This is a genomic window from Jeotgalibaca caeni, from assembly GCF_028863945.1.
GTDB classification, from domain to species: Bacteria; Bacillota; Bacilli; order Lactobacillales; family Aerococcaceae; genus Jeotgalibaca; species Jeotgalibaca caeni.
On the sequence record NZ_JARBEA010000015.1, the window covers coordinates 22458 to 44439 of the forward strand.

The 21982-nt window shown below is 43.9% G+C and carries 21 protein-coding genes and 3 pseudogenes; 17 read left to right on the plus strand and 7 right to left on the minus strand.

From position 1 onward, the window contains the following. The first annotated feature begins 12 nt into the window (after nt 1-12). The 6 genes from PVE40_RS04820 to PVE40_RS04845 are packed head-to-tail and all read left to right on the plus strand — an operon-like array spanning nt 13 to nt 4948. Entirely contained in the window at nt 13-1083 is a 1071-nt protein-coding gene (locus PVE40_RS04820; protein ID WP_274730759.1) for a lysozyme family protein, read from the plus strand. Then, nucleotides 1080-1646: a hypothetical protein gene (locus PVE40_RS04825; protein ID WP_274730760.1), complete on the plus strand. Its 567-nt coding sequence runs from the start codon at nt 1080-1082 to the stop codon at nt 1644-1646. Before PVE40_RS04820 ends, PVE40_RS04825 begins: the two co-directional genes overlap by 4 nt. A gap of 18 nt (nt 1647-1664) precedes the next feature. Then, a complete protein-coding gene (locus PVE40_RS04830; protein WP_274730761.1) occupies nt 1665-2087 on the plus strand; it encodes a hypothetical protein in 423 nt (140 codons plus the stop codon). A 15-nt stretch (nt 2088-2102) separates the two neighbouring features. Beyond that, complete coding sequence (locus tag PVE40_RS04835) at nt 2103-3614, plus strand: VirD4-like conjugal transfer protein, CD1115 family (RefSeq protein WP_274730762.1); 1512 nt, start codon at nt 2103-2105, stop codon at nt 3612-3614. 15 nt (nt 3615-3629) lie between these two features. Continuing rightward, the gene (locus PVE40_RS04840) at nt 3630-4112 is read left to right on the plus strand and encodes a hypothetical protein (RefSeq protein WP_274730763.1); all 483 of its coding nucleotides are present in this window, start codon (nt 3630-3632) and stop codon (nt 4110-4112) included. An 11-nt stretch (nt 4113-4123) separates the two neighbouring features. Further along, on the plus strand, nt 4124-4948 hold the full coding sequence (locus PVE40_RS04845; protein WP_274730764.1) for a conjugal transfer protein TrbL family protein: 825 nt from the start codon (nt 4124-4126) through the stop codon (nt 4946-4948). 147 nt (nt 4949-5095) lie between these two features. Here PVE40_RS04845 and PVE40_RS04850 read toward each other — a convergent pair whose 3' ends face one another. Together PVE40_RS04850 and PVE40_RS04855 are read right to left on the minus strand one after the other, a co-directional pair. Next, nucleotides 5096-5371 carry a helix-turn-helix transcriptional regulator gene (locus PVE40_RS04850; RefSeq protein ID WP_071873862.1) on the minus strand — a complete coding sequence of 92 codons (276 nt, stop codon included), beginning with the start codon at nt 5369-5371 and terminating at the stop codon, nt 5096-5098. 5 nt (nt 5372-5376) lie between these two features. Next, nucleotides 5377-5739: a type II toxin-antitoxin system RelE/ParE family toxin gene (locus tag PVE40_RS04855; RefSeq protein WP_076767568.1), complete on the minus strand. Its 363-nt coding sequence runs from the start codon at nt 5737-5739 to the stop codon at nt 5377-5379. Between the two features lie 83 nt (nt 5740-5822). Here PVE40_RS04855 and PVE40_RS04860 point away from each other — a divergent pair, with 83 nt between their 5' ends. Then, complete coding sequence (locus PVE40_RS04860; RefSeq protein WP_274730765.1) at nt 5823-7943, plus strand: type IA DNA topoisomerase; 2121 nt, start codon at nt 5823-5825, stop codon at nt 7941-7943. 473 nt (nt 7944-8416) lie between these two features. Continuing rightward, complete coding sequence (locus PVE40_RS04865; RefSeq protein WP_274730766.1) at nt 8417-8812, plus strand: hypothetical protein; 396 nt, start codon at nt 8417-8419, stop codon at nt 8810-8812. Between the two features lie 114 nt (nt 8813-8926). On the opposite strand, the gene merA is transcribed toward PVE40_RS04865, so the two are convergent. From merA to PVE40_RS04885, 4 genes and pseudogenes are all read right to left on the minus strand, one after another. Beyond that, nucleotides 8927-10567 carry a mercury(II) reductase gene (merA, locus tag PVE40_RS04870; protein WP_274730767.1) on the minus strand — a complete coding sequence of 547 codons (1641 nt, stop codon included), beginning with the start codon at nt 10565-10567 and terminating at the stop codon, nt 8927-8929. Nucleotides 10568-10599: 32 nt separating this feature from the next. Next, nucleotides 10600-10998 (minus strand): Hg(II)-responsive transcriptional regulator, encoded by a 399-nt coding sequence (gene merR / locus PVE40_RS04875; RefSeq protein WP_274730768.1) that lies wholly within the window; start codon nt 10996-10998, stop codon nt 10600-10602. Between the two features lie 169 nt (nt 10999-11167). Beyond that, nucleotides 11168-11872, minus strand: a pseudogene (locus PVE40_RS04880) (MIP/aquaporin family protein). A gap of 101 nt (nt 11873-11973) precedes the next feature. Continuing rightward, complete coding sequence (locus PVE40_RS04885) at nt 11974-12330, minus strand: hypothetical protein (RefSeq protein WP_274730769.1); 357 nt, start codon at nt 12328-12330, stop codon at nt 11974-11976. Between the two features lie 606 nt (nt 12331-12936). On the opposite strand from PVE40_RS04885, the gene PVE40_RS04890 reads away from it, so the two are divergent. Together PVE40_RS04890 and PVE40_RS04895 are read left to right on the plus strand one after the other, a co-directional pair. Continuing rightward, nucleotides 12937-13143, plus strand: coding sequence for a hypothetical protein (locus PVE40_RS04890; protein WP_274730770.1), 207 nt, complete (start codon nt 12937-12939; stop codon nt 13141-13143). A 103-nt stretch (nt 13144-13246) separates the two neighbouring features. Beyond that, nucleotides 13247-13717, plus strand: coding sequence for a JAB domain-containing protein (locus PVE40_RS04895; RefSeq protein WP_274730771.1), 471 nt, complete (start codon nt 13247-13249; stop codon nt 13715-13717). A gap of 295 nt (nt 13718-14012) precedes the next feature. On the opposite strand, the pseudogene PVE40_RS04900 reads toward PVE40_RS04895, so the two are convergent. After that, nucleotides 14013-14273: pseudogene (locus tag PVE40_RS04900) on the minus strand (heavy metal translocating P-type ATPase); the annotation flags it as partial. 493 nt (nt 14274-14766) lie between these two features. On the opposite strand from PVE40_RS04900, the gene PVE40_RS04905 reads away from it, so the two are divergent. From PVE40_RS04905 to PVE40_RS04935, 7 genes and pseudogenes are all read left to right on the plus strand, one after another. Then, nucleotides 14767-15363 (plus strand): YdhK family protein, encoded by a 597-nt coding sequence (locus PVE40_RS04905; RefSeq protein WP_274730772.1) that lies wholly within the window; start codon nt 14767-14769, stop codon nt 15361-15363. A gap of 788 nt (nt 15364-16151) precedes the next feature. Continuing rightward, nucleotides 16152-17174, plus strand: a complete 1023-nt coding sequence (gene gap / locus PVE40_RS04910) for a type I glyceraldehyde-3-phosphate dehydrogenase (protein WP_274730773.1) — start codon at nt 16152-16154, stop codon at nt 17172-17174. A 609-nt stretch (nt 17175-17783) separates the two neighbouring features. Continuing rightward, the gene (locus tag PVE40_RS04915; RefSeq protein ID WP_274730774.1) at nt 17784-18266 is read left to right on the plus strand and encodes a CopY/TcrY family copper transport repressor; all 483 of its coding nucleotides are present in this window, start codon (nt 17784-17786) and stop codon (nt 18264-18266) included. Continuing rightward, entirely contained in the window at nt 18256-20715 is a 2460-nt protein-coding gene (locus PVE40_RS04920) for a heavy metal translocating P-type ATPase (protein ID WP_274730775.1), read from the plus strand. Before PVE40_RS04915 ends, PVE40_RS04920 begins: the two co-directional genes overlap by 11 nt. Nucleotides 20716-21072: 357 nt before the next feature. Beyond that, nucleotides 21073-21276, plus strand: a complete 204-nt coding sequence (locus PVE40_RS04925; RefSeq protein ID WP_274730776.1) for a heavy-metal-associated domain-containing protein — start codon at nt 21073-21075, stop codon at nt 21274-21276. A gap of 75 nt (nt 21277-21351) precedes the next feature. After that, the gene (locus tag PVE40_RS04930; protein ID WP_274730777.1) at nt 21352-21555 is read left to right on the plus strand and encodes a heavy-metal-associated domain-containing protein; all 204 of its coding nucleotides are present in this window, start codon (nt 21352-21354) and stop codon (nt 21553-21555) included. 134 nt (nt 21556-21689) lie between these two features. Further along, nucleotides 21690-21982: pseudogene (locus tag PVE40_RS04935) on the plus strand (copper-translocating P-type ATPase); the annotation flags it as partial.

A 21982-nucleotide genomic window follows, 5' to 3' on the forward strand; every position in this document is an offset into this window, starting at 1 on the left:
AGGTGAGGCGCCATGGCCCAGCTAGCTGTTTACCGCGTGAAAGCCAAGTTTTGGAGGACTATTATCTGGCTTGTTTTAGGGCTGTTGCTGTTTATTAGCATTGTCTTCTCCTTCTTCTCCCTTCCTAGTGTGCCAACAGGCTTATCCAACCGGATTCCGGCCACGGTTTGGACATACCGGGAGGTGGTGGAAGCCGAACTGGAGGCATACGAATTAGAGGGATATACCGATCTTATTTTAGCCCTGATTACGGTCGAAAGCGGTGGGGTCGGCGGCGATATCATGCAGGCCAGCGAGAGCCAAGGGTTGCCACCCAATACCATTGCCGATCCCTTGTATTCCATTGAAGTGGGCGTGGCCTACTTTTCGTCCCTGGTTAACGAGATGAACGAAAAGGACGTGGATATCCAAACCGTCCTTCAGAGCTATAACTTTGGCGCTGCCTACATGGATCACGTCGCTGAGAACGGCGGGAAGCATACCCTGCCGCTGGCAGAAGCCTATTCCAGAACGGTTGTCGCGCCAAGTTTGGGAAATACCAAGGGGGAAACGTATCCGTACCCCCACCCTTTGGCGAAAGACCGAGGCGAATACCTCTATAAAAATGGTGGTAATTTCTATTATGCCGATCTGGTTTTTAGCTTCCTGACGTCTGCGGTTGATGCGGGGATGGTTGCCTATCCGGTCGCGGATCTGGTGATCACCTCTGCCTATGGGATGCGGATCGATCCGGTAACCGGGGAAATCCGGCACCATAACGGCATTGATTTTGCCCCGAGAAATGGAGGAACGCCACCCATTTATGCCACGAAAGCCGGCACTATTGTCGAAGCACGCTTTGATTTTTCTTACGGCAATTATGTCAAGATTGACCACGGGGAAGGCGTTCAAACGTTGTACGCGCATTTGTCCCGGTTGGACGTTTCCGTGGGGGACCGGGTGGAAACGGGCGATATACTGGGCCAAATGGGGACGACCGGGAAATCAACCGGCGTTCACCTGCATTTTGAAATCTGGCTCGATGGCAACCGGGTTGATCCAACCCCGTATCTGAACCAGGAAGGAGGCGTCGAATCGTTATGAATTTGAACCGGATCTGGTTAGGCGTCTTGTTGGGAATCCTTTTCCTCCTGATGGGCGGCTCGCTCGTTTATACTACCCTTGAAAACCAAGCGCTCAAAAAAGCTGTTGCGGAAACACAAGACGTGACCCATGAAGCAGTACAAGAAGAGGGACTCCCTCCTGTTGGAGAAGAAGCGGCACAAACAACTGTCAGCGGGAAAGCCCTTTTTGTGGCAGGCGTCTTTCAACGCTTTCTGCCTTATAACGAGAAAACCTACCTCTCTCGCTTTGAGGAAGTAGAGGGAAAAGTGACGGACGAGGTGCTGGCAGCGTTAAAAGGAATGGTGGCGACGATTGATCCCGCTATTCCCGTTCAAAACACCTTGCATGATTTAGAAGTCTACACAAATGGGACCAACAAGAACCAATTTTTGGTCATTGCGACGGTTTCCCTCCAGGTGGGTGAGGGTGTGGATTCAACCTACACGCAGGTCTATCAAACCACCCTGGAAGAGGAAGGGGCTTCTTACCGAATCAACCGCATTGACTCCCTGGGTGGTATCGCGCCCTTTGATAGGGAGTAGCTGGAAAGGAAGGTATGTATGAAAAAAATAGGAAAGCGGCTCGTGTGGTATGCCGTCACCGTCTTAATATCTTTACTTTGTCTCCTGATCCTGACGCAGCTGTTGGTCACCTTTTCCGCTTTGAAGTTTGATTTCACGACGGATGACTTAGGGCGCGTCGTGCAGGAAACGGCGTTTCACCCCATTCAAACCGCGCAGCAACTGATTGCGGACCGCAATCCGCTTTTCCTGATGGGAAGTGTGGTGATCCTTCTTTACGGGATTTACGTGCAGATCCGCTTTTATCGTGGGAAGAAAGAGGGGTGGGAAGTGGACGAGCAGAACCAATACCATGGTTCCGCCCGTTGGGCACGGCCGAAGGAAATCTTTGACGGGCAGAACTTTGTGGCCAAGAGTCAGGCCGAGATTTTGAGTGCATTTTCGGAATCATTGAAAGATTGAGAGAGGAGGGCTCCTATGAGTGGCACGATATTAGGCATTTACAAGAATAAATTTGTCGTCCAGCCGACCGAATCCAAGCCCAACCGGAATGTCTTGGTGTTGGGCGGACCGGGTTCCTATAAAACGCAAAGTTATGTGATCACCAATATCTTTAATGAAACAGAAAACAGCATGGTCGTCACTGACCCCAAAGGCGAGGTCTATGAATACACAGCCGCTGTGAAGATGCGCCAAGGGTATGATGTTCGCGTCCTGAACTTCGCCAACATGGTGGCCAGTGATCGCTATAACCCGCTTGATTATGTGTCCAAGGACGGGGAAGCGACCACGGTCGCCACGAAAATCGTGGACGGGAACAACAAGGACGGGAAAAAAGATGTCTGGTACTACTCCCAGATTCGCTTGTTAACCGCATTGGTTCTCTATGCGGTCCATGAATTACCGCCTGATGAACGGAATATCGGCGGCATTCTGGATCTTTTGCAGGCCTACAACCCTTCCGAGGGGGAAGCAGGGGACAAAGGATTGGACGATCTCTTCGCGGTACTGGACTTCAAGCACCCGGCGCGGCGTGCCTACGAACTGGGATACAAGCATGCGCGCGGGGAAATGCAAGGCAGCATTATCATGTCGCTCCTCACGACACTGGGGAATTATGTGGACGAGGAAGTAAACCAGTTTACCCGATTTTCGGATTTCAATCTCCAAGACATTGGCAAAAAGAAGCTGATTCTCTATCTCATCTTGCCGGTGATGGACAATGAGTTTGAAGGCTTAACTGCCTTGTTCTTCACGCAGCTGTTTGGGCAGCTGTATGCCCTGGGGAAGGAAAACCACGCCAAGGTGCCACAACCGATTACCTTCATTCTGGACGAGTTTGTGAACCTGGGAAAGATTGAGGGCTATGAAGAGTTTCTGGCCACCTGCCGGGGGTATGGGATTGGCGTTTCGACCATTATTCAAACCATTTCGCAACTCCAAGACAAATACGGCAAAGAAAAAGCAGAAAGTATCCTAGGGAACTGTGCTGTCAAGTATTGCCTCAACGCGTCTAACAACACGACCGCCGAATATATCGTCAAGGAACTGGGCAAAGCAACGGTCCGGGTGGAAACCGAAGGGGAGAGCACCCAACACGGCAAGGAAAATACGTCGAACAGTGTCAGTGCCAATGAAAGTTATACGAGCCGGGATCTCATGACTGTGAGTGAAGTGAAGCAGCTGCCCGATGACACGGGGCTACTCCTATTCTTGAACAAGCCCCCCTTAAAGGTAAAAAAAGCAATCCAGTTCAAGATTTTTCCGCAACCGGAGGAATTGTTGAACCAAACCCACTACCGCTCGAAGCCGACCGAGGAGCAGCTATTGAACTTTGAATTGAAAAAGAAAGCGTATGCCGACCAACGGAAAGCCGCGGTTGTAGTGGAGGAAGAAAAACGGGAAGCAATCAAAACAGAGAAACGCCTGAAACAAGAACAAGCAGCAGCGCAAGAGGAGCAAGAGTTACTCGAATTTTTCGCGGAATAGAAGGGATGGTTGGCTATGAAGAGACTAGGAATCAGTGTTTTAACAGGGATTACCTTATTACTGACTGCCTGCGGCGGCTTTGAACCTGAAACAGCATTGAATGAGAGCAGAGATCAACTCACTGCCTTCTTTACTAGCTATGAAGATGATGAAGTCGTAGCAGATTATACGACAGAAAGCGTCACAGCCTTTTTGGAAGGCGACATTTCACAATACTTTAGTGATAACTTCAAAGAAGAAATTCCAGAATTGGTGGAACAGATTCCTTTTGAAAATACTCATCTCGACCCATTCCCTAATGAATTAGACTTCTTAAGTAAGTTAGAAAGTGAAGTTAGGTGGGTTGAATACAAGATCAATGATTATGAAATCAATTCTGAAGATGAGCAAGTTGAATTTTTTGTAGAAAGCAAAGAGTTTGGCATTAATTCCTCATCTGTATCAATCACTATGACTCAAGAAGGTGGCAATTGGAAAATCCTTAGCGTTGACGATTAGGGGTGTCATAGATGGGGAATAGAATATTAGAAATGTTCCAGGAGTGGGTCCAAGATGGTACCACAACACTCTTTAACATCTTATCAGAGTTTATATTTGGATATGATGGTCTTAATGGCTTTGCGACAAACCTATATGGTGTATTTGTATTTTTTGGTGGCATTCTATTAGTAGTAATGGTTCTAGTAAAGATTCTAATCTATCAACTAAGTGAAGCGGAAGGATCTGCTGAGGCTGATATTTGGTCGATTATTATAAATGTATTGAAATCATCCTCCATGGTTATCGTCTTGCCAGCCTTATTATTCTTCATTATGAATCAATTCGTCCAGCCAATAGGTGACTATATGTTTAATTCTGTAGGTGGTTTAACCATTGAGGATTTAGAAAGTCTTCAAGCCAGTGATAATTTCGTACAGATATTCAATACTACCTTTAGTACATTAGTAGCTAGTATTCTTATTATGGTAGTCATAGGTGTGTTTTTAGTGAAGGTCTGCATTGTCCATGCGGAACTCTTGATCTTGGAACTTACGAGCGTTTTTGCGGCAGTAACCATTATCAATGATGAATACAACTATATGGGGATTTGGTGGCGAGAATTTTTGAGTCAGATTGTGACCTTATTACTGGAAATCGTGTCAATGTTATTGTTTACGCAGATTCTCATGTCAGATGAATTCAATTGGGTGAAGCTAGCCGGATTAATTGGGATGGGGTTTGTCATTATCAAAGGTCCGAGTGTAGCAAAATCCATGTGGTTCACGACTGGGAGTGGAAGAAGCACAATTTCAGGTGCTAAGATGTTGGCGAATGCTGCGATTCGGAGAAGATAAATGTTTTGAGTCGCTTAAATGATTATTTTTCGTTTTAGGAACTTTTTTATTTACTCAAGAGGTATTAAAAGCAACACTCTCAACCCCCCAATAAGAGTGTTGAGAGTGCTGCTTTTAATTTTAGAACGAGAGACTGTAATGCATCATTTAATTTTTCACCAATTCTTTGGTCGTTTTGTCTCTGAATGTCAGTTCTAAGTTCAAACCGTCTGCAATTTTGGTAATGGTTTTTAACGAGGGAGTATAAGAAAAATTTTCTACTCGAGCGATTTGAGCCTGGGAAACATGCACCTTTTCAGCTAATTCTTTTTGCGTCATTTTTTTTTCTTTACGCAAGCTAGCTAATAGAGCGGTCAATTCAATTAGATTTTTATCTTCTTGCGAAATGCTGCTAATATCTTTCTTTACATCGGTCCATTTCATATTAATTATCCTTTCTTACGTTCTAGCCAATCAGCTAGTTCACGTTTCGCTTGTTCGATTTCATTTTTGGGCGTCTTTTGTGTTTTTTTTCTAAATTGGTGCAATAAAAGCAACTGATTATCTTCTAGCGTTGCGAAAAAGACCCGATTAGGGATGGGGCGTAGTTCCCACAGTTTCCCGTCAATTTGTTTTACTAGCGGTTCTCCTACAAATGTGCCATCATATTCAAGGCGTTCCATTTGGTAGTAGAGCTTTTTTAAAGTTGACTTGTTTTCTTTTGTTGGATTACTATCTAATTCTTTGATCCAATCCATGATTTGACTTTTCCCTTTTTTATCTTCATAAATTTCTATTTCGTATTTTTTCATAGAAACTCCGATCACGTTCTGTATAATTAAACAATATATCAAACTTGATATATTGTCAAGAAAACAAAGAAAGAAGTGAGCGAATGAGTAAAACCGTTATTTTAGCCGAAAAACCCAGTCAGGCGTCCGCTTATGCAGACGCTTTTGACCATTCCGAGCGTAAAGACGGCCACTTTGTGGTATCGGACAAAGAATTTGCGAATGCCGTCATCACGTATGGATTTGGTCATCTCGTTTCTCTTTTTTCTCCAGAAGATTACACGAAAGAATGGAAAAAATGGAGTCTGCAGACACTACCTCTCTTACCAACGGAATACCAGTTTAAAGTCAGTGACGGAAAGAAAAAGCAATACACCATCGTTAAAAAGCATTTAGATGAAGCAGAAACGATTATTATCGCCACTGATGGCGATCGAGAGGGCGAAGCGATTGCACGTTTAATCATTAATCTTTCAGGAAACGACCATAAGCCACTCAAACGCCTCTGGATTAATTCATTGGAAAAAGAAGAAATAAAAAAGGGATTCCGAAACTTACGTGATGGAGAAGCCTTCTATTCCAGCTATAAAGAAGCCGAAACCAGGCAAATCGCTGATTGGCTAGTGGGCATGAACCTTTCCCGCCTTTACACGCTCTATATGCAAAAAAACGGGATGAAAGGTGTTTTTAGCATTGGACGCGTCCAAACACCGACGTTGTATCTGATTTACCAGCGGAATAAAGAAATTGCGGCCTTCGTCAGCAAACCTTTTTATGAATTATATGGCAGATTTAGTCACGAAAAAGGGGTCTATCAAGGAAAATATGCGGAGCGTTTTGACAGTGTAGCCGATTTAGAAACCTTTAAAGAGAAGCATACGCTAAGTGATTCGGCTCCTGGACAGATTAAATCAGTCAAAACGGAAGAAAAGAAGCAGTATGCACCAAAACTTTTTAGTCTTTCAGATTTACAAGCAACAGCGAATAAACGGTTTCATTATGGCGCTTCTGAAACTCTAAAAATCGTGCAAGGTCTGTACGAGAAAAAGATGGTCTCTTACCCCCGTACCGATACGAATTATATTGGTAGTCCGGAGTTTGACTATTTAAAAAACGCTCTTCCAAGCTATTTGAATCTGGTAAACGAAACCATTGACGAACCGCAGCTAAAAGAAAACAAGCGCTATGTCAATGGCGCAAACGTCCAAGAACATTATGCCATTATTCCGACGCGAACGTTGCCAAACTTCCAAGCTTTATCTCAAAAAGAACGAAATATATATGAATTGATCCTGTATCGTACGTTGAGTATATTTGAAAAACCTTATGTATATAATGAAACAATCATTGAAACCACCGTCAATGCCGTTTTGTTCAAGACGACAGGTAAAGTAGAAAAAGTGATGGGATGGCGGAAGTTTTACAAAACCGAGAAAAAAATGAAAAAGACGAAAGAAGAAAATCAAACACTACCTACTGTAAGAGAAGGTGACTCGGTGGTGAGTCACTTTTACGCCCAGGAAGGAAAGACCCAGCCACCTAAGTACTACACAGAAGGAACACTGATTACAGCTATGAAAAATGTGGGGCGCGACGCCGAAGATGAAGAGAATAAAGTCATCTTAAAAGAAACAGAAGGTATTGGGACGGAAGCGACACGTGCAAGTGTGATTGAAACCTTAAAAAAGCAAGACTATATCACGCTTCAGAAAAATGACATTCTGGTTACGCCCAAAGGCGAAACGCTTTGTGAAGTCATTCAAAACGATGAGATAGCCAATGCCGCTATGACCGCCAAATGGGAAAAGTACCTTAAAAAAATACGCAACCATGAAGGCACGCAAGAAGCGTTCTTGAATAGTATTACAAACTTTATTCACCACTTAATTCAAAAAGTCCCTGAGACATTTGAAAACAGTGGCGTAAAGGTATATGTTGAAAAAAGCGAGACAGACACAGTCATAGGTGTGTGTCCGCAATGCCAGAAGAATGTGCTAGATAAAGGGAAATTCTATGGTTGCATGGGTTACCGTGAGGGGTGTACCTTTACACTGCCTAAAAAATGGAGTGGGAAGACCCTCACGAAGAAGAATATAAAGGATTTGTTGTTCAAACAAGAAACCAGCCTCATAAAAGGATTTAAGAGTAAAAAAGGCACCCCTTTCAACGCCAAATTGAAGTTGGTTAATAATAAACTAGCCTTTGATTTTCCCAATCCGAAATAAACCCTCCTGGTATTCGCTTGAATGGAACGCTATTCAAGCTATAAAACCAGTTTTTAAGTGTAAAATTGGATGTTTCGTATCTCATCATAGTGAACTTTTTGTTTCTTTATATAAATCCCCAGCAAATCGGAATTCTTAATGAAGCCGATACGAGCCTGAGAAAAATCTCTTGGGCTCGTATTTTTTCATGCTTTTTTTGGCAAGCCAACCTTCCGAAATAGAAATGATGCTTCCAACTTCACATAGCAGTATTTTTTTGAATTCATGAAAAATCGACAAGCAATAATGCGGGTAGACGGCATTATTTTGTTTTTTACGACCAATCCTTTAGAAGGTAGTATAATCAGTCCAATGGTGTTTTTTTCGCCTTTTCCTATAGAAAGCGTTATCTTTTTGTCGAAAAGCCAATCTTGAATTGAGAAATAGCGAAATACACGTAGAAAAGAAGAAGCTTCATTGGAAAGGAGTTTTGAATGGAAAAAGTGAAGGTGAATCGGGAAGAGATGGGGCACCTCCTTCTCTTTCTGGAAGACAAAATTGATCCCGAAAAGCGTTACATGGCTACGATGGCCATTCAAAACTTTTTGAACGGAGTAGAGAAAGAGAATTACTACCAAGGGATAGACGTCTTTTCTTTAACAGATTGTGCGCTTCTTTTTAAGGAGGTATACACTCCGACTATCCTCCAAGTAGAGGTAGAGAGGAATGACGCCGTCCTAACCATTTACCACGGTGATGAAGATACCTATGGAGATTGGGAGAGTCTCGAATTGTGGCGATTCGAGCTTGCTAACCGAGCAGAATTTAACTTGCTAGAGATGGTAAAGAAAGAAATAGAGGTAACACTAGAAAGAGGAAATACATTGTAGGTCAAGATAGTAGTTCATGAAAAGCTAGAGCCACCAATCGATGATTGGTGGCTCTTCTCTGTACAATTAAGCGTAATTTCTAATTTTTTGGTGGTTCAGTAAGCTTCCCCTTGATTACCCTGCACAGCAGGACAGTTTGGCTATATCCTTATCAAACGCTAAGGCTGCGAGCTTGAGGCCTTCTGCCATGGTCAGGTAGGGGGCGAGGGTTTCTTTCAAGTCGTCTACGGTCAATCCGAATTTCACGGCTAAGGTTGCCGCATAAATGACTTCTCCTGCCTGTTCCGCCACCACATGGACACCGAGAATCTTCCGGTTGTTTCTGTCCGCCACCAGTTTGATTACTCCGGTTGTTTCATGGTTGGCGAGGGCCCGCGGGACAGCCTCTAGAGGTAGGACCGAGGACATTACTTCGTACCCTTTTTCATCTGCTTGCTTCTCGGTCAAACCAACTGTCGCAAACGCCGGATTGGTGAATGTGACTCCGGGAACCGCTGTTAGATCGATCCTTCTCTGTAATCCACCAAGGGCATTATCAGCGGCGATTCCTCCTTCATAGGAGGCCACATAGACGAATTGGGGTCCCAAGGTGACGTCTCCCGCCGCATAAATCCTCTCATTGCTGGTCTGCGCAAATTCATTGATTTTGACTTCGTGACGGGGGCCAACCAGGACTCCTGCGGCGCCTAAGTTCAAGCTTTCGGTATTGGGGTTCCTGCCGGCACTCACCAGCAACTGCTCGGACTCAATGATTCTTTTCTCGCCGTCTACAATGAGGTGGACCTTTATTACATCCCCGTCTTGCTCCACCCGCTCATACGTCACGCCTGGGATGAAATGAATGCCCTGCTTGGTCAGCGACTTCTCCATCGCTTCCGATATCTCCTGGTCATATTCTTTCAGGAGACGTTCGCTCCTCTGGATCAGGGTGACTTCCGTTCCCAAGTTATGGAACAATTGTCCCAGCTCCCTGCCAATATAACCAGATCCGATCACGGTCAGCCGCTTCGGCACCTCCTCCAGCTCCAGGAGGGAGGTGCTGGTCAAGTAGTCGACTTCTTCCAACCCTGGGATGGCAGGCAGGAGGGGCGAGGCTCCCGTTGCAATCAGAAAGCGCCGGGCGGAAAAGGTCTCCCCGTTCACTGCCACGGTGCTTCCGTCCACAAACCTTGCTTCTCCCTGAATCAAATCAAAGCCATACTCCTGAATCAGATTGATATACTTTTGGTTCCGCAGCGTGCGGACCAGCTCATTTTTTTGCTCCATGAGAGGAGCCAACGCGACTTCTCCGGTAGTGGTTTGGAGCCCGATAAAGGGATTCGTGTGAGCCATCCGGTTGATTTCTCCGGCCCTCAACAACGTTTTGGAGGGGACGCAACCGGTATTCACACAGGTTCCGCCCACGGTCCCCCGCTCAATCATGCCCACCTTAGCCCCATGTTCAACCGCCTTAATGGCCGCTGAAAAAGCAGCACTGCCAGAACCGATGATAAGGAAATCGTAATCCCGTTTGTCCTCTGCTATCAGCCGCCTATGCTCCGATAGTTTCTCTATTTTCCCAGGTTTGTAGTTGGTACCTTTCAGGGCGATTAACGTTCCCTCTGCCTCTAGGTCGCCTGCAAACTCAAAAGTTGCTTCGCTGCGGCGATAATCGGCCTGGATATTAGTAGCCCCAATACTTTGAAGTGCCTCCTCTACATGTTCTTCGCAACCCGCACAAGTCATTCCCTGGATCGGCAATCTATATTTATCCATCCTGTTCCTCCTATTATGGCCAACGTATCGGCCTATTCTCCATTCAATACCTCAATGATGGGGCATGCATGCAAATCTCTTTCATTAGGGCACCTTTCTCGCAAATCCTTCAGCATGCTTTCCATTTTCTTCAAATCCTTAATCTGTTTCTGAACTTCTCTTTCTTTTTGGGATACGAAGTCAAACATGTCCTCACACCGGGTCTGATCTTTGTCGACCACGCCAAGCAGCTTATAAATTTCACTTAACGAAAAGCCCAGTTCCTGCGCGCGTTTGATGAACTTGACCCGCTTTACATCCTCTTCGGAGTAAGTCCGATAGCCACCTGTTGTCCGGACCGGCTCTTGCAGTAGTTTTTTTCGTTCGTAATACCGAATCGTTTCTTTATTGACAGCACATTTTTCAGCGAAGCGACTAATCCGATAACTCATGCGAACCACCTCTTTATTATTATAAACCACGTACCTTGGTACATGGTCAAGTATACACTTTCATTTTTCGCTTATACAAGTTTAAGACCAGAAAAAAAGACCCTATAAAGGAGGTCTTACACCTCACTTTATAGAATCCCGTTGAGGAAGCTGCAAATTATTTTTTCATTTAAGCTATGCGTTCCGCTTTCTCCTGCTCCACTTCTGGGGAACCGGCTTCAGTATCTAGGACATACCTGGCCACCAAAGCAGCCAGTGCTCCTCCCAAAAGCGTCGATAGTATTTACAACCAAAGCTGGGATAAGGCGGCTCCTCCCATGAGGACAGCTGGACCGAAGCTGCGGGCCGGATTTAACGATACACCCGTTGTTGTTCCACCCATTACGATAAGAGCAACTAAGGTCAAACCGATAATGAGTCCTGCTAAATGTGAATCGCCTTTTTTTCCAGTCGTTACCAGAATAACCAAGACAAAGATAAAGGTCAAAACAAGTTCAATCATAAACCCGCCAAGAATGGTCACCCCTGCAGCCAATACCGTAGCCCCGAGGTTTGCCGTATCACCGCCAGATTGAGAGAGAAAGAAACGCAGCACCATTGAACCAGCTAAAGCACCGGTTAACTGAACTGCCACATACATAAACAGCACTTGCAAACTGATACGCTTGTTTATATACATGGCTAAGCTGACCGCTGGGTTCATGTGAGCACCGGAAATCGTTCCCACACTGTATGCCATCGCTACTACGGCCATGCCAAAGGCGATTCCAATTCCTAATAACCCTGATTTTCCATCACCTAGGACGACAGAACCTGTTCCGATTAGAACGAGGGTGAATGTACCAATTAATTCTGCTATTGCTTTTTTTAACATTGAAGGTTCTCCTTTTTTCATACATAATTATTACCACACCCTATTATAGCGTAGCAGTATACTTTTAGTATGATTAAAGATAAGGCACCATTTAGTTTTTATCATTGGCTCCATTTAACATGATCTACCGGTTCGACATTTCTAATCTCATCATAGTGCACTTTTTCATTCCCCACATAAATCCCCAGTGAGTCGGCTCCCTTTAATTTACCAATGACATCATCATAATAGTTCCCTTCATTATCAATTGCTTCAATTTGAATAGCGACAGACTTATTTTTAATTCTGGCAATCTGAAGGACCTCGCCAATCTCTTGTTCGGACATTTGGGGTTTTGGAGAATTGATGTGAGCCAATCCTTTTTGAATTTTTTCCTGTGCAGCTGTGTGTTCAGATAAGAAAAACCCCGCCCACTTTTTCATGCCACGATCATGGTACTGGTTATTTAAGTATGTCATGATAATCTCACCTTTCTTCTGACCTTCGCTCATCTGTCTTTCTTGTATCCTTATTTTAGAACTTATGTTCCCCTTTGTAAAGCTAGTATGCCTTAAAGATGCCAAGATTATAATGATAAAAGGACTTTTTATAAATCGAGGTCTTAAGGAAAAGATGAAAAAAAAGTCCAGGTAATAAAGAATTGAAATTATAAGGCATGGAAGGCTCTTGATAAGAGCTCCTATATTAAAGTCATTTTTTCGTTTTGTGTCGCCAAGCGCCCTGGACGATCCGAAAGGGCCGGATCAGGGCTTTATCATTTCAGGATGTTCTTAGCGGCAATCTCCATGCGGGAGCCCTTCCCTTCGGTCCCACACGGATTTATCCGAGAACAGAAAAGAAAATCAAGAACCGCAAAAACTTTTTTTCTCCTTTTATTTCATGGTATTTCACGTCAGTCTAAATAAACTTTTTGTCTAAAGAGTCCCTACCTGCTGAAGCAGCAAGGGGCTCTTTTTTCTTGATTCCCTTTTGTTCCTCATGATGACTGGCTAGCCAACAAAACGGAAAAAATTCAGCTTATAGCTCACGCGTATGCGACTCAAAACAAAAAAGGAGCGAGAAAAATGAATAAACAAAAAGCAGTAGTAGCAGTGAATGATTTTATACATGTATACAACGAAGAGGGCGATGACTTGATTCCGAACATATACAAGGTGACGTATATCGATAGACGCTTTCCGCATACGTTATATTATGAGGCCCAAACAATAGATGACATGCAAAGCGACATAAAAGGATTGGAAGCATACGAATTTGTGAAATTTTTGTGACAACGACTAAAAGTTGAATGACCGTTTTGGATAATAAAAAAGCTTTTCGAGAAATTTTACGTGTCTATATATGAAGGACTAAATCGAGGAAGAGGGATGTAACATGTTAGAACAATTAAATCTGTTAACCGAACAAGAAACAATTACGGAAATTGTCAGAGTCAAGCAAGTTGTGATGGAAAGGCCTGTTGCCTATGCCGAAGGTATAACGTCAACAGAAAGAGCGGGACGCTTAGGAATGAATGAAATCGGTGACGAAGCGCAGGAAGTCGTTCTTATCCTGATTCTCAATACAAAAAACCAAATCAATGCCATTCACCGGGTTTTCACCGGCAGCTTAAATGCGAGTGTCGCCCACCCGAGAGAAATTTTCAGAAGTGCCATTCTAAACAATGGGGCGCGTATCATTCTCTATCATAACCACCCCAGTTCAGACCTCACCCCATCCGAAGCAGACCTTGTTTTCACTCAACGGATGATGGAAGCGGGGGAAGTCCTAGGAATAGAACTCCTGGACCATTTTATCGTATCCGCAACAAAGTGGTTATCATTCAAAGAAATCGGGCTACTCTAAATAAAAAGATAGAAGGGCAGCAAAATAGCTGTCCTTCTATCTACGTGCATGGAAGAAACAAGCTCTGAACAAGCTTATTTCCTTGATTGTTGCGTATCAAATAAAAGAGTGGGGATTTGATTCAACGGTTTGGATTCCTTCTAGCAATATTTATTTTTTTGTTATGGATAAAAAGTTAGTGCAGCTCGCATCGGGGTAGCTATAATAGCCTACTTATTTCCATGGCTAGCACTAAAAAGGAAAAAAACGGTAGAGAGTGAATTTCTCTACCGTTTTTTTGATACGAATTGTTCGTTTACTTAGAATCTAATCTCAGGAACATAGCATTGATTGCAACTACGACTGTTGACATCGACGCCGCGATTGCCGGAGTTGTGGTGGTACCAATAGGAGCCAATATACCAGCTGCGATCGGCATTGCAAAAAAGTTATACCTAGCTCCCCAAATGAGATTTTATTTCATTTTACGAATTGTTTTATGTGCTAATTCGATGAAGGATTCAATGTCGCCTGGGTCAGATTGCGTCAAGATTACATCGGCTGAATCTATCGCGACTAATATTCGAATAAGGGAAAGTAAACTGGAACGGAAGTTCGAGACCGAACATGGGGGATAACAACAGGACAATGATTCCCAATGGCAAGGACTTTAAGAAGAGTTCCTTATAGTTTCCGTGATTGTGGTGTTCATGCACGCCCTCCTCTACCTGCTCTTCATGGTAAGCATGGCCGACGTGTCGGTTACTATTATGGTTTTGATGGTCGACATGTCCCTTATGATCATGGTGCACATGCTCATCTTTATTGTGATTGTGCTTCAAAATAGTTTCCTCCTCATAGTCTATAATGGTTTACATTTGCAATCTGTCTTTATTCTACGCCCTGTCAAGAAAAAGATTCCAAGGAAATCCCTAAATGAGTCAGCACCGCTATCATGAATACAGAAGGTGAGAAGCGTATTTATTGATTTTTATTTATTAGTTCTTGTAGAATAGATTCATGTTTATCTACAAACGTAAACAAAAAGTGTATGAGGGGATGATGTTTAGATGAAAAAAAAGACTATGCTTTTAGGTGCGATGAGCCTTGCTGCCGTTACATTCTTGTCAGCTTGTTCAACGGGAAGTGAGAACCAAGGTTCGAATGACATTTCTGATAGTTCTATTGTTGAGGATGGCTCTTCCATGAGCAGCATGGAAGACATGAGCGGCATGGCTCATGATGATTCTGGCGACATTCCAGCAGGTCTGCAAGAAGCGAATAATCCAACCTATCAAGTAGGCGACACCGTAACAATTACGGAAGGGCACATGGAAGGCATGGAAGGAGCAGAAGCTAAAATTATAGGTGCCTTTGATACGATTGCTTATGAAATATCTTACGATCCTACCGATGGCGGACCGCGCGAAGAGAACCATAAGTGGGTGATCCAAGAGGAGATTAGCAATGTCGGCGAGGAAGTATTAGAACCAGGAGCCGAAGTGACGGTTGAAGCGAACCATATGGCAGGGATGGAAGGGGCGATTGCTGTTATCGAAGCCGCAGAAGAAACGACGGTATACATGATTGACTACCAACCTACCACTGGTGGCGAGACGGTTAAGAATCATAAATGGGTAACAGATTCAGAACTTTCAGCTGAATAGGTTTAAAGGTAGTATGAGCGGAAGAGCGACTTGGACTGGTAAGCTATCCGTCAATATGACAGTAAAATATTTAAACAGTTAGACAGACTGCTCTCATCATGTGGGGGCAGTTTTTTGCGTATCGAAGCTTGCTGCCTTTCCGCTTAGCATTCCCTCATGTTTCACGAGCGAAGCACAACCGCTTCACTCACAAAGCAATGCGAGATAGGTTTTGTGTCATACCGGCTCTTTTAAATACGCACAGCAATGTTTGTAAATTGAAATCTTTGGTCACTCACTATGGAACAACAAATGGGCAGTTGCCTTGTTTTTTATGGACGCTTCATAAAGTGTTATCTACCTCCGGGTTACTGATTGCGACATGCCCAGTTTTCTTGAATCCTCCCAGACAGACCACTAGAATGTTTCATTTGATCTTTCTGTCCCGTATAGGAACCGAATTAAATCGTTTTCTTATAGTGAGGGAGTATGTCATAAATTCTGTTCAACGGCTTTTTAAATATTGTGAAGAATCATTTGACAGGAATTGTCCACAAGTGTAGACTGTTAATATACAATCGTTTACCTTTGTAAACAGAAAGGAGGTCAAAGTGGCCACACGAACAGGGCCGCCCCATTTGATGGCTTCACAATGAGGATGGGAAAAAGATAAAATACGATTTAAAACACCTACATGATAAAAACAACTCTTCTTGCAGGTAAGAAAACTTCTTATTGATAACCATGCTGTAACCGAGGAAAAAATAATCACTTTTTAACAATTACCATAAAAAATGGAGGAATGTACAATGACTACGAAAATAGCAATTAACGGATTTGGTCGTGTTGGAAGAACAGCCTTAAGAAGACTGATAGACTCGCAATCAAGTTTAGAGGTAGTGGCCATTAACGATTTGGCAGAGATAGACAATTTAGCGTATTTATATAAGTATGACACAGCATATGGACGAGCGCCTTATACAGTGGAAGTCAAAGATGATATTCTTACCATAAACAACTATTCTATCAAAGTGTTCCATGAGAAAGATGCAAAAAATCTTCCATGGTCTGACTTAGATGTGGATATTGTCATTGAATCTACCGGTATTTATACATCGACAGAAAAAGCTCAAGCCCACCTTGATGCAGGTGCGGATAAAGTGATTATTACAGCACCGGCAAACGACAGCAGCACAAAAACGATTGTTTTTGGAGTCAATGAAGACATTGTGGCTGGAGATGATAAAATTATCTCCGCTGCTTCATGCACCACAAATTGCTTAGCCCCCCTTGCTAAGGCGTTGCATGATAATTTTGGTATTGTCACCGGAATGATGTCAACGATTAAAGCCTATACTCCTTCCCAAAAGCTCCATGATGGTCCAAACAATGATTTCAGAAGAGGCCGCGCGGGAGCTATGAATGCGGTTCCCACAACAACCGGTGCAGCGAGAGCTGTTGGAAAAGTCATTCCAGAACTGAATGGCAGGATTGATGGAACAGCGGTTAGGGTTCCCCTGCTAGGTGGTGCTCTCGTGGAGTTTTATACGAACCTAGATAAAAAGGTTACTGTGGAACAAGTTAACAACGCGATGTTGGAAGCCTCAAACGCTTCTTTTGAATATATAGAAGATCCGATTGTTTCTTCTGATGTGGTCGGAACCTCTGCAGGCTCTATCTTTGATGCCACACAGACAGAGATAATGGAACACGACGGCAATCAATTGGTGAAAACCGTGGCTTGGTATGACAGTGAGTATGGCTTTGCCTCAAACTTAGTTCGTCTAGTAGAATATTTCTCTGAAATTGCTCAAAAAGGAGTAGATGAATAGCCTTAACCTGCATGTTTAAAGAGAGAAGCTACAAACAAAGATACATACCATAAGAGGGGAAAAAATTAAAATAAAAAATGGATTGAGTGATCCTGCAGGAAGATGGTTGGGATGGATTGGTGTTATTTAAGGCGTTATGGGTTTCTCCTGGCAACCTGTATGGCTGGGAGGAGCCGCACTCGGTCTTGGGGTGATTGGCCTATTCTCACGAAAGAAAGGCATAAACTGGACAGCGATTATCACTGGAGTCGTTGTTCTAGCTCGTTTCTTTTTTTGATAAACGAAACAGGAAGATTCAAACTCCTTTTCTTAAGGGGACATAAACCAGGTAGAACCGGATTACTCTCCTATCTTTCCTATCCTTTACATCTAATCTAGCAATCCTCGTGACATCCGGCTTCCAGGATGATTCGTTGGGATGGGGAGTGAGCCATTCAGGTTTACTCCTTTAATTTTTTGATCAGAGATACAGATAGAGCCATTTTCGAAGTATTTTTTGATTTTCCTGATATTTTTTATAATCCGGTAAAAAAGTGTTGACAAATACCGATTACAAGTGTAAATTAGTAATAGAGAAACATTTACAGTTGTAAACAAGGAGGATGAAAAATGGCTATGGAAATTTTAAGCCCCCATATCACAGAAGCTGAATGGGAAGTCATGCGAGTAGTGTGGGCGAATGGTCAAGTGACAAGCAAAGAGGTTATTTCGATCCTAGAAGATAAGATGAACTGGAAGGCACCCACGATCAAGACTTTGCTAGGCCGTTTGGTAGAGAAAGGGGCCTTAGATACTGAACGAGATGGGAAACGATTTATCTACACGGCTGCCATGGAAGAGGACGATACGGTTCGTGACTACACAAGTGATATCTTCAGCCGCATTTGCAACAAGGATGTAGGTCATGTCATTGGCGGCATGGTAAAGGCTCATGAATTAAGTTTCGACGATATCCGCTATTTGGAAGAAATATTGGAAAAGAAAAAGGCTACTGCTGTGGAAGAGGTAAGCTGTCGATGCGTACCAGGACAATGTCAATGCAATGTAAACCACCATGGAAGAATAAGGAGAGAAAACAACGATGGAGAATAAAACGTTCGCAATAGAGGGGATGACTTGTGCGTCTTGTGCCCAGACAGTAGAGAAGGCAGCTCAGAAATTGCCAGGGGTGAAGGTTGCAAATGTGAATCTTGCCACCGAGAAGATGAACATCCAGTTTGATGAGGGGGCCGTATCAGAAGCGGATATCCAAAAAGCAGTCTCAGCGGTAGGGTATACTGCCCTATCCAATACAGTAAAAAAGACCTTCAATATTGAGGGCATGACCTGTGCCTCTTGCGCCCAGACAGTCGAAAAGGCGACCCAGAAACTGACGGGAATCAATCTTGCCTCTGTCAATTTGGCCACTGAGAAGATGGTTGTGGAGTACGATCCGAGTATGTTGAACCTTTCGGACATCACAAAGGCCGTTGCAGATTCTGGGTATGAAGCTCATGAAGAGGTAGCAACTGCGGACACCGTAGACCTGAACCAAGAAAAGAAGCAGAGGGAAATCAAGAGCCTTTGGAAGAGATTTGTGATTTCTGCTATCTTTACCACTCCCTTGCTCTATATTGCGATGGGCCATTTGGTCAATGCGCCTCTACCCGCCTTCATAGACCCGATGATGAACCCGGAGGCTTTCGCGATTGTTCAACTCGTGCTGACGATTCCGGTTGTCTTGGTCAATACAAAGATTTATAAGACTGGATTCAAGGCATTATTCAAAGGGCACCCCAACATGGATTCCCTGATTGCGCTGGGGACGAGTGCCGCCTTCCTTTATGGCGTGTTTGCAACCGTGATGATTTTCTTGGGAGAAACAGCTTTTGCTAACGAATTGTATTACGAGACGGCAGCCGTTATCCTAGCCCTGATTGTTCTAGGTAAGTACCTCGAAACCCTGACCAAAGGAAAAACTTCTGAAGCCATCAAGAAGCTGATGGGCTTGGCACCCAAAACCGCCTTGGTAGTACGAGGCGGAAAAGAAACAGAGATTTCCATTGATGAAGTAGTAGTAGGTGACATTGTCGTGGTGCGACCAGGCGGGAAAATGCCAGTGGACGGCGTCGTGACGGAAGGGTTGACGTCGGTAGACGAATCCATGCTGACAGGCGAGAGTATCCCCGTGGAAAAATCGGTGGGAGACACGATTATCGGTGCCAGCATCAACAAGAACGGGACGATTCACTATCGCGCCACAAAAGTTGGGAAAGATACCGCACTGTCCCAGATTATTAAGCTAGTAGAAGATGCGCAAGGTTCCAAAGCGCCGATTGCCAAGATGGCAGATATCATTTCCGGTTACTTTGTGCCCATCGTCATTGCGATTGCTATCCTTTCCGCCGTTTCCTGGTACTTTGCCGGTCAGACAGGGGTGTTTGCTTTAACCATAGCCATTTCGGTATTGGTGATTGCGTGCCCGTGTGCACTCGGGTTGGCTACCCCTACAGCCATCATGATTGGGACAGGAAAAGGCGCCGAACATGGCGTGTTAATCAAGAGTGGGACAGCATTGGAAACCACCCATAAACTGAAAACCATTGTGTTCGACAAAACGGGAACGATCACAGAAGGAAAACCGAAAGTAACAGATATCGTTACTGCAGAAGGTATCTCAAAAGAGGAGCTGTTGATTCTGGCAGCTTCCGGAGAGAAAGGTTCCGAACACCCCCTTGGGGAAGCCATTGTCCGAGACGCAGAAGAAAAGGGACTGCCCTTCAAGAAAACCGAAGCTTTTGAGGCAATCCCGGGTCACGGAATCGAGGTAATGATTGACGGAGCTACCCTTTCTTTGGGGAACCGCAAACTGATGGACGAGCGACATGTCCAACTGGGCAAGATGGCAACGATGTCCGATGACTTGGCCAGTCAAGGAAAAACCCCCATGTACATTGCCAGAGACAATGAAATCCTCGGAATCATTGCGGTTGCTGATACCGTGAAGGAGAGCAGCATAAAGGCCATTGAGAAGCTGCACAGAATGGGCGTGGAAGTGGCCATGATCACTGGAGACAACAAACGGACCGCAGAGGCGATAGCCAAGCAAGTGGGTATAGATAGGGTATTGAGTGAAGTCTTGCCCGAAGACAAAGCTAACGAAGTGAAGAAGCTGCAGGCTGAAGGTAAAAAAGTTGGGATGGTTGGCGACGGAATCAATGATGCTCCAGCGCTTGCCCAAGCCGACGTCGGAATTGCCATCGGTTCTGGTACGGATGTGGCGATGGAATCAGCGGATATCGTCCTGATGCGGAGCGACTTGATGGATGTACCGACCGCTGTTGAATTAAGCAAATCCACCATCCGAAACATTAAGGAAAACCTGTTCTGGGCATTTGCCTACAATATCTTAGGAATTCCTTTCGCAATGGGTGTAGTCTATGCCTTTGGCGGCCCCTTGCTCAGCCCTGTTATTGCAGCAGCGGCAATGACCTTTAGTTCTACTTCTGTTTTATTGAACGCATTGCGTTTAAAACGGTTCAAACCTTCTGTCATGAAGTAAAAATGGGGATGTTAATGTGAAAATGCAGCTAACCATAGGAGGGCTATTTTGTTTAGACTGCTTAAACTTGATAGCAGAAAAAATGAAGGTTATCCCTGTAGTGGAGAGTGTGTCCATTGATAGCAGCAAGAGAGTTGCTCTGGTTCAGGGAAAAAAGAGAATGGGAAAAGATGGATTTCTAGAAGCTCTGTCCGATACTCCCTACCTTTTAAGGGAAATCAATGATTCTGAGAACTGTCACTGTTGTTCCCAACTCCATTTTAGTTTTCAATAGGATTTGAATCACGGTTTAAACCTTCCCCTCCAAAATGGAGAGGAAGAACTTAAATAAAAAAATACAGAAAAGAGGAGTTTTTTATGCAACAAGAAGTATTCGTAGAAGGTATGAAATGCGAAGGATGTGCCAATACAGTAATAGAGAAGTTCGAGTCCGTAAAGGGAGTAGAATCGGCTTCAGTGGATTTGCCAAGTAAGAAAGTCACCTTGGATACCCGTTCCGTTATCGATCCTGCAGTCCTTGATTCTGCATTAGTAAACACAAAATATTCGGTTTTAGAATAGAATAATTCCAAATGTTATGTATTTCTGATAGGTTAGAGTAGAGAAACAAATAATAGAGAGAAGAGGGAACAAGTTATGCAACAAGAAGTATTTGTGGAAGGTATGAAGTGCCAAGGATGTGTTAACACGGTTAAAACAAGATTTGAATCCATAGAGGGAGTAGAATCGGTTTCCGTAGATCAAGAGAGTAAAAAAGTTACTGTGAATAGTCAGTCAGTTGTTGATAAGACAGCCTTTATGGCTGTTTTGGAAGATACGAAATATTCAGTAGTTGGGTAGTGTAGCTAGTACATAGTCTAAAAGACTAGCATGTTTCGATTTATGGGCTTCGGTTTTGATCCTTCTTATTTAACAAGTATGGATAAAAATAGAGGCCCGTTTCTGTTTTGTAAAAGATTGAGGAGGAGCGAATGATGAGTACTAAGCAACGTAAAGGTTCGAATAAACCAATAGATCACAGTAAGATGGACCACAGCGCGATGGATCATAGTGGAATGGACCACAGCAAGATGGACCATAGTGCGATGGATCATAGTCAAATGGGTCACAGTAAGATGGACCATAGTGCGATGGATCATAGTCAAATGGGTCACAGTAAGATGGACCACAGTGCGATGGATCATAGTCAAATGGATCACAGCAAGATGGATCATAGTCAGATGGATCACAGCAAGATGGATCACAGTGAAATGGATCATGGCGCAAT

What these genes read in the sequence shown, in the direction of transcription:
- PVE40_RS04820 (WP_274730759.1), top strand. Translation starts at nt 13, where the DNA reads ATGGCCCAGCTAGCTGTTTACCGCGTGAAAGCCAAGTTTTGGAGGACT.
- PVE40_RS04825 (WP_274730760.1), top strand. Translation starts at nt 1,080, where the DNA reads ATGAATTTGAACCGGATCTGGTTAGGCGTCTTGTTGGGAATCCTTTTC.
- PVE40_RS04830 (WP_274730761.1), top strand. Translation starts at nt 1,665, where the DNA reads ATGAAAAAAATAGGAAAGCGGCTCGTGTGGTATGCCGTCACCGTCTTA.
- PVE40_RS04835 (WP_274730762.1), top strand. Translation starts at nt 2,103, where the DNA reads ATGAGTGGCACGATATTAGGCATTTACAAGAATAAATTTGTCGTCCAG.
- PVE40_RS04840 (WP_274730763.1), top strand. Translation starts at nt 3,630, where the DNA reads ATGAAGAGACTAGGAATCAGTGTTTTAACAGGGATTACCTTATTACTG.
- PVE40_RS04845 (WP_274730764.1), top strand. Translation starts at nt 4,124, where the DNA reads ATGGGGAATAGAATATTAGAAATGTTCCAGGAGTGGGTCCAAGATGGT.
- PVE40_RS04850 (WP_071873862.1), bottom strand. Translation starts at nt 5,371, where the DNA reads ATGAAATGGACCGATGTAAAGAAAGATATTAGCAGCATTTCGCAAGAA.
- PVE40_RS04855 (WP_076767568.1), bottom strand. Translation starts at nt 5,739, where the DNA reads ATGAAAAAATACGAAATAGAAATTTATGAAGATAAAAAAGGGAAAAGT.
- PVE40_RS04860 (WP_274730765.1), top strand. Translation starts at nt 5,823, where the DNA reads ATGAGTAAAACCGTTATTTTAGCCGAAAAACCCAGTCAGGCGTCCGCT.
- PVE40_RS04865 (WP_274730766.1), top strand. Translation starts at nt 8,417, where the DNA reads ATGGAAAAAGTGAAGGTGAATCGGGAAGAGATGGGGCACCTCCTTCTC.
- merA (WP_274730767.1), bottom strand. Translation starts at nt 10,567, where the DNA reads ATGGATAAATATAGATTGCCGATCCAGGGAATGACTTGTGCGGGTTGC.
- merR (WP_274730768.1), bottom strand. Translation starts at nt 10,998, where the DNA reads ATGAGTTATCGGATTAGTCGCTTCGCTGAAAAATGTGCTGTCAATAAA.
- PVE40_RS04885 (WP_274730769.1), bottom strand. Translation starts at nt 12,330, where the DNA reads ATGACATACTTAAATAACCAGTACCATGATCGTGGCATGAAAAAGTGG.
- PVE40_RS04890 (WP_274730770.1), top strand. Translation starts at nt 12,937, where the DNA reads ATGAATAAACAAAAAGCAGTAGTAGCAGTGAATGATTTTATACATGTA.
- PVE40_RS04895 (WP_274730771.1), top strand. Translation starts at nt 13,247, where the DNA reads ATGTTAGAACAATTAAATCTGTTAACCGAACAAGAAACAATTACGGAA.
- PVE40_RS04905 (WP_274730772.1), top strand. Translation starts at nt 14,767, where the DNA reads ATGAAAAAAAAGACTATGCTTTTAGGTGCGATGAGCCTTGCTGCCGTT.
- gap (WP_274730773.1), top strand. Translation starts at nt 16,152, where the DNA reads ATGACTACGAAAATAGCAATTAACGGATTTGGTCGTGTTGGAAGAACA.
- PVE40_RS04915 (WP_274730774.1), top strand. Translation starts at nt 17,784, where the DNA reads ATGGCTATGGAAATTTTAAGCCCCCATATCACAGAAGCTGAATGGGAA.
- PVE40_RS04920 (WP_274730775.1), top strand. Translation starts at nt 18,256, where the DNA reads ATGGAGAATAAAACGTTCGCAATAGAGGGGATGACTTGTGCGTCTTGT.
- PVE40_RS04925 (WP_274730776.1), top strand. Translation starts at nt 21,073, where the DNA reads ATGCAACAAGAAGTATTCGTAGAAGGTATGAAATGCGAAGGATGTGCC.
- PVE40_RS04930 (WP_274730777.1), top strand. Translation starts at nt 21,352, where the DNA reads ATGCAACAAGAAGTATTTGTGGAAGGTATGAAGTGCCAAGGATGTGTT.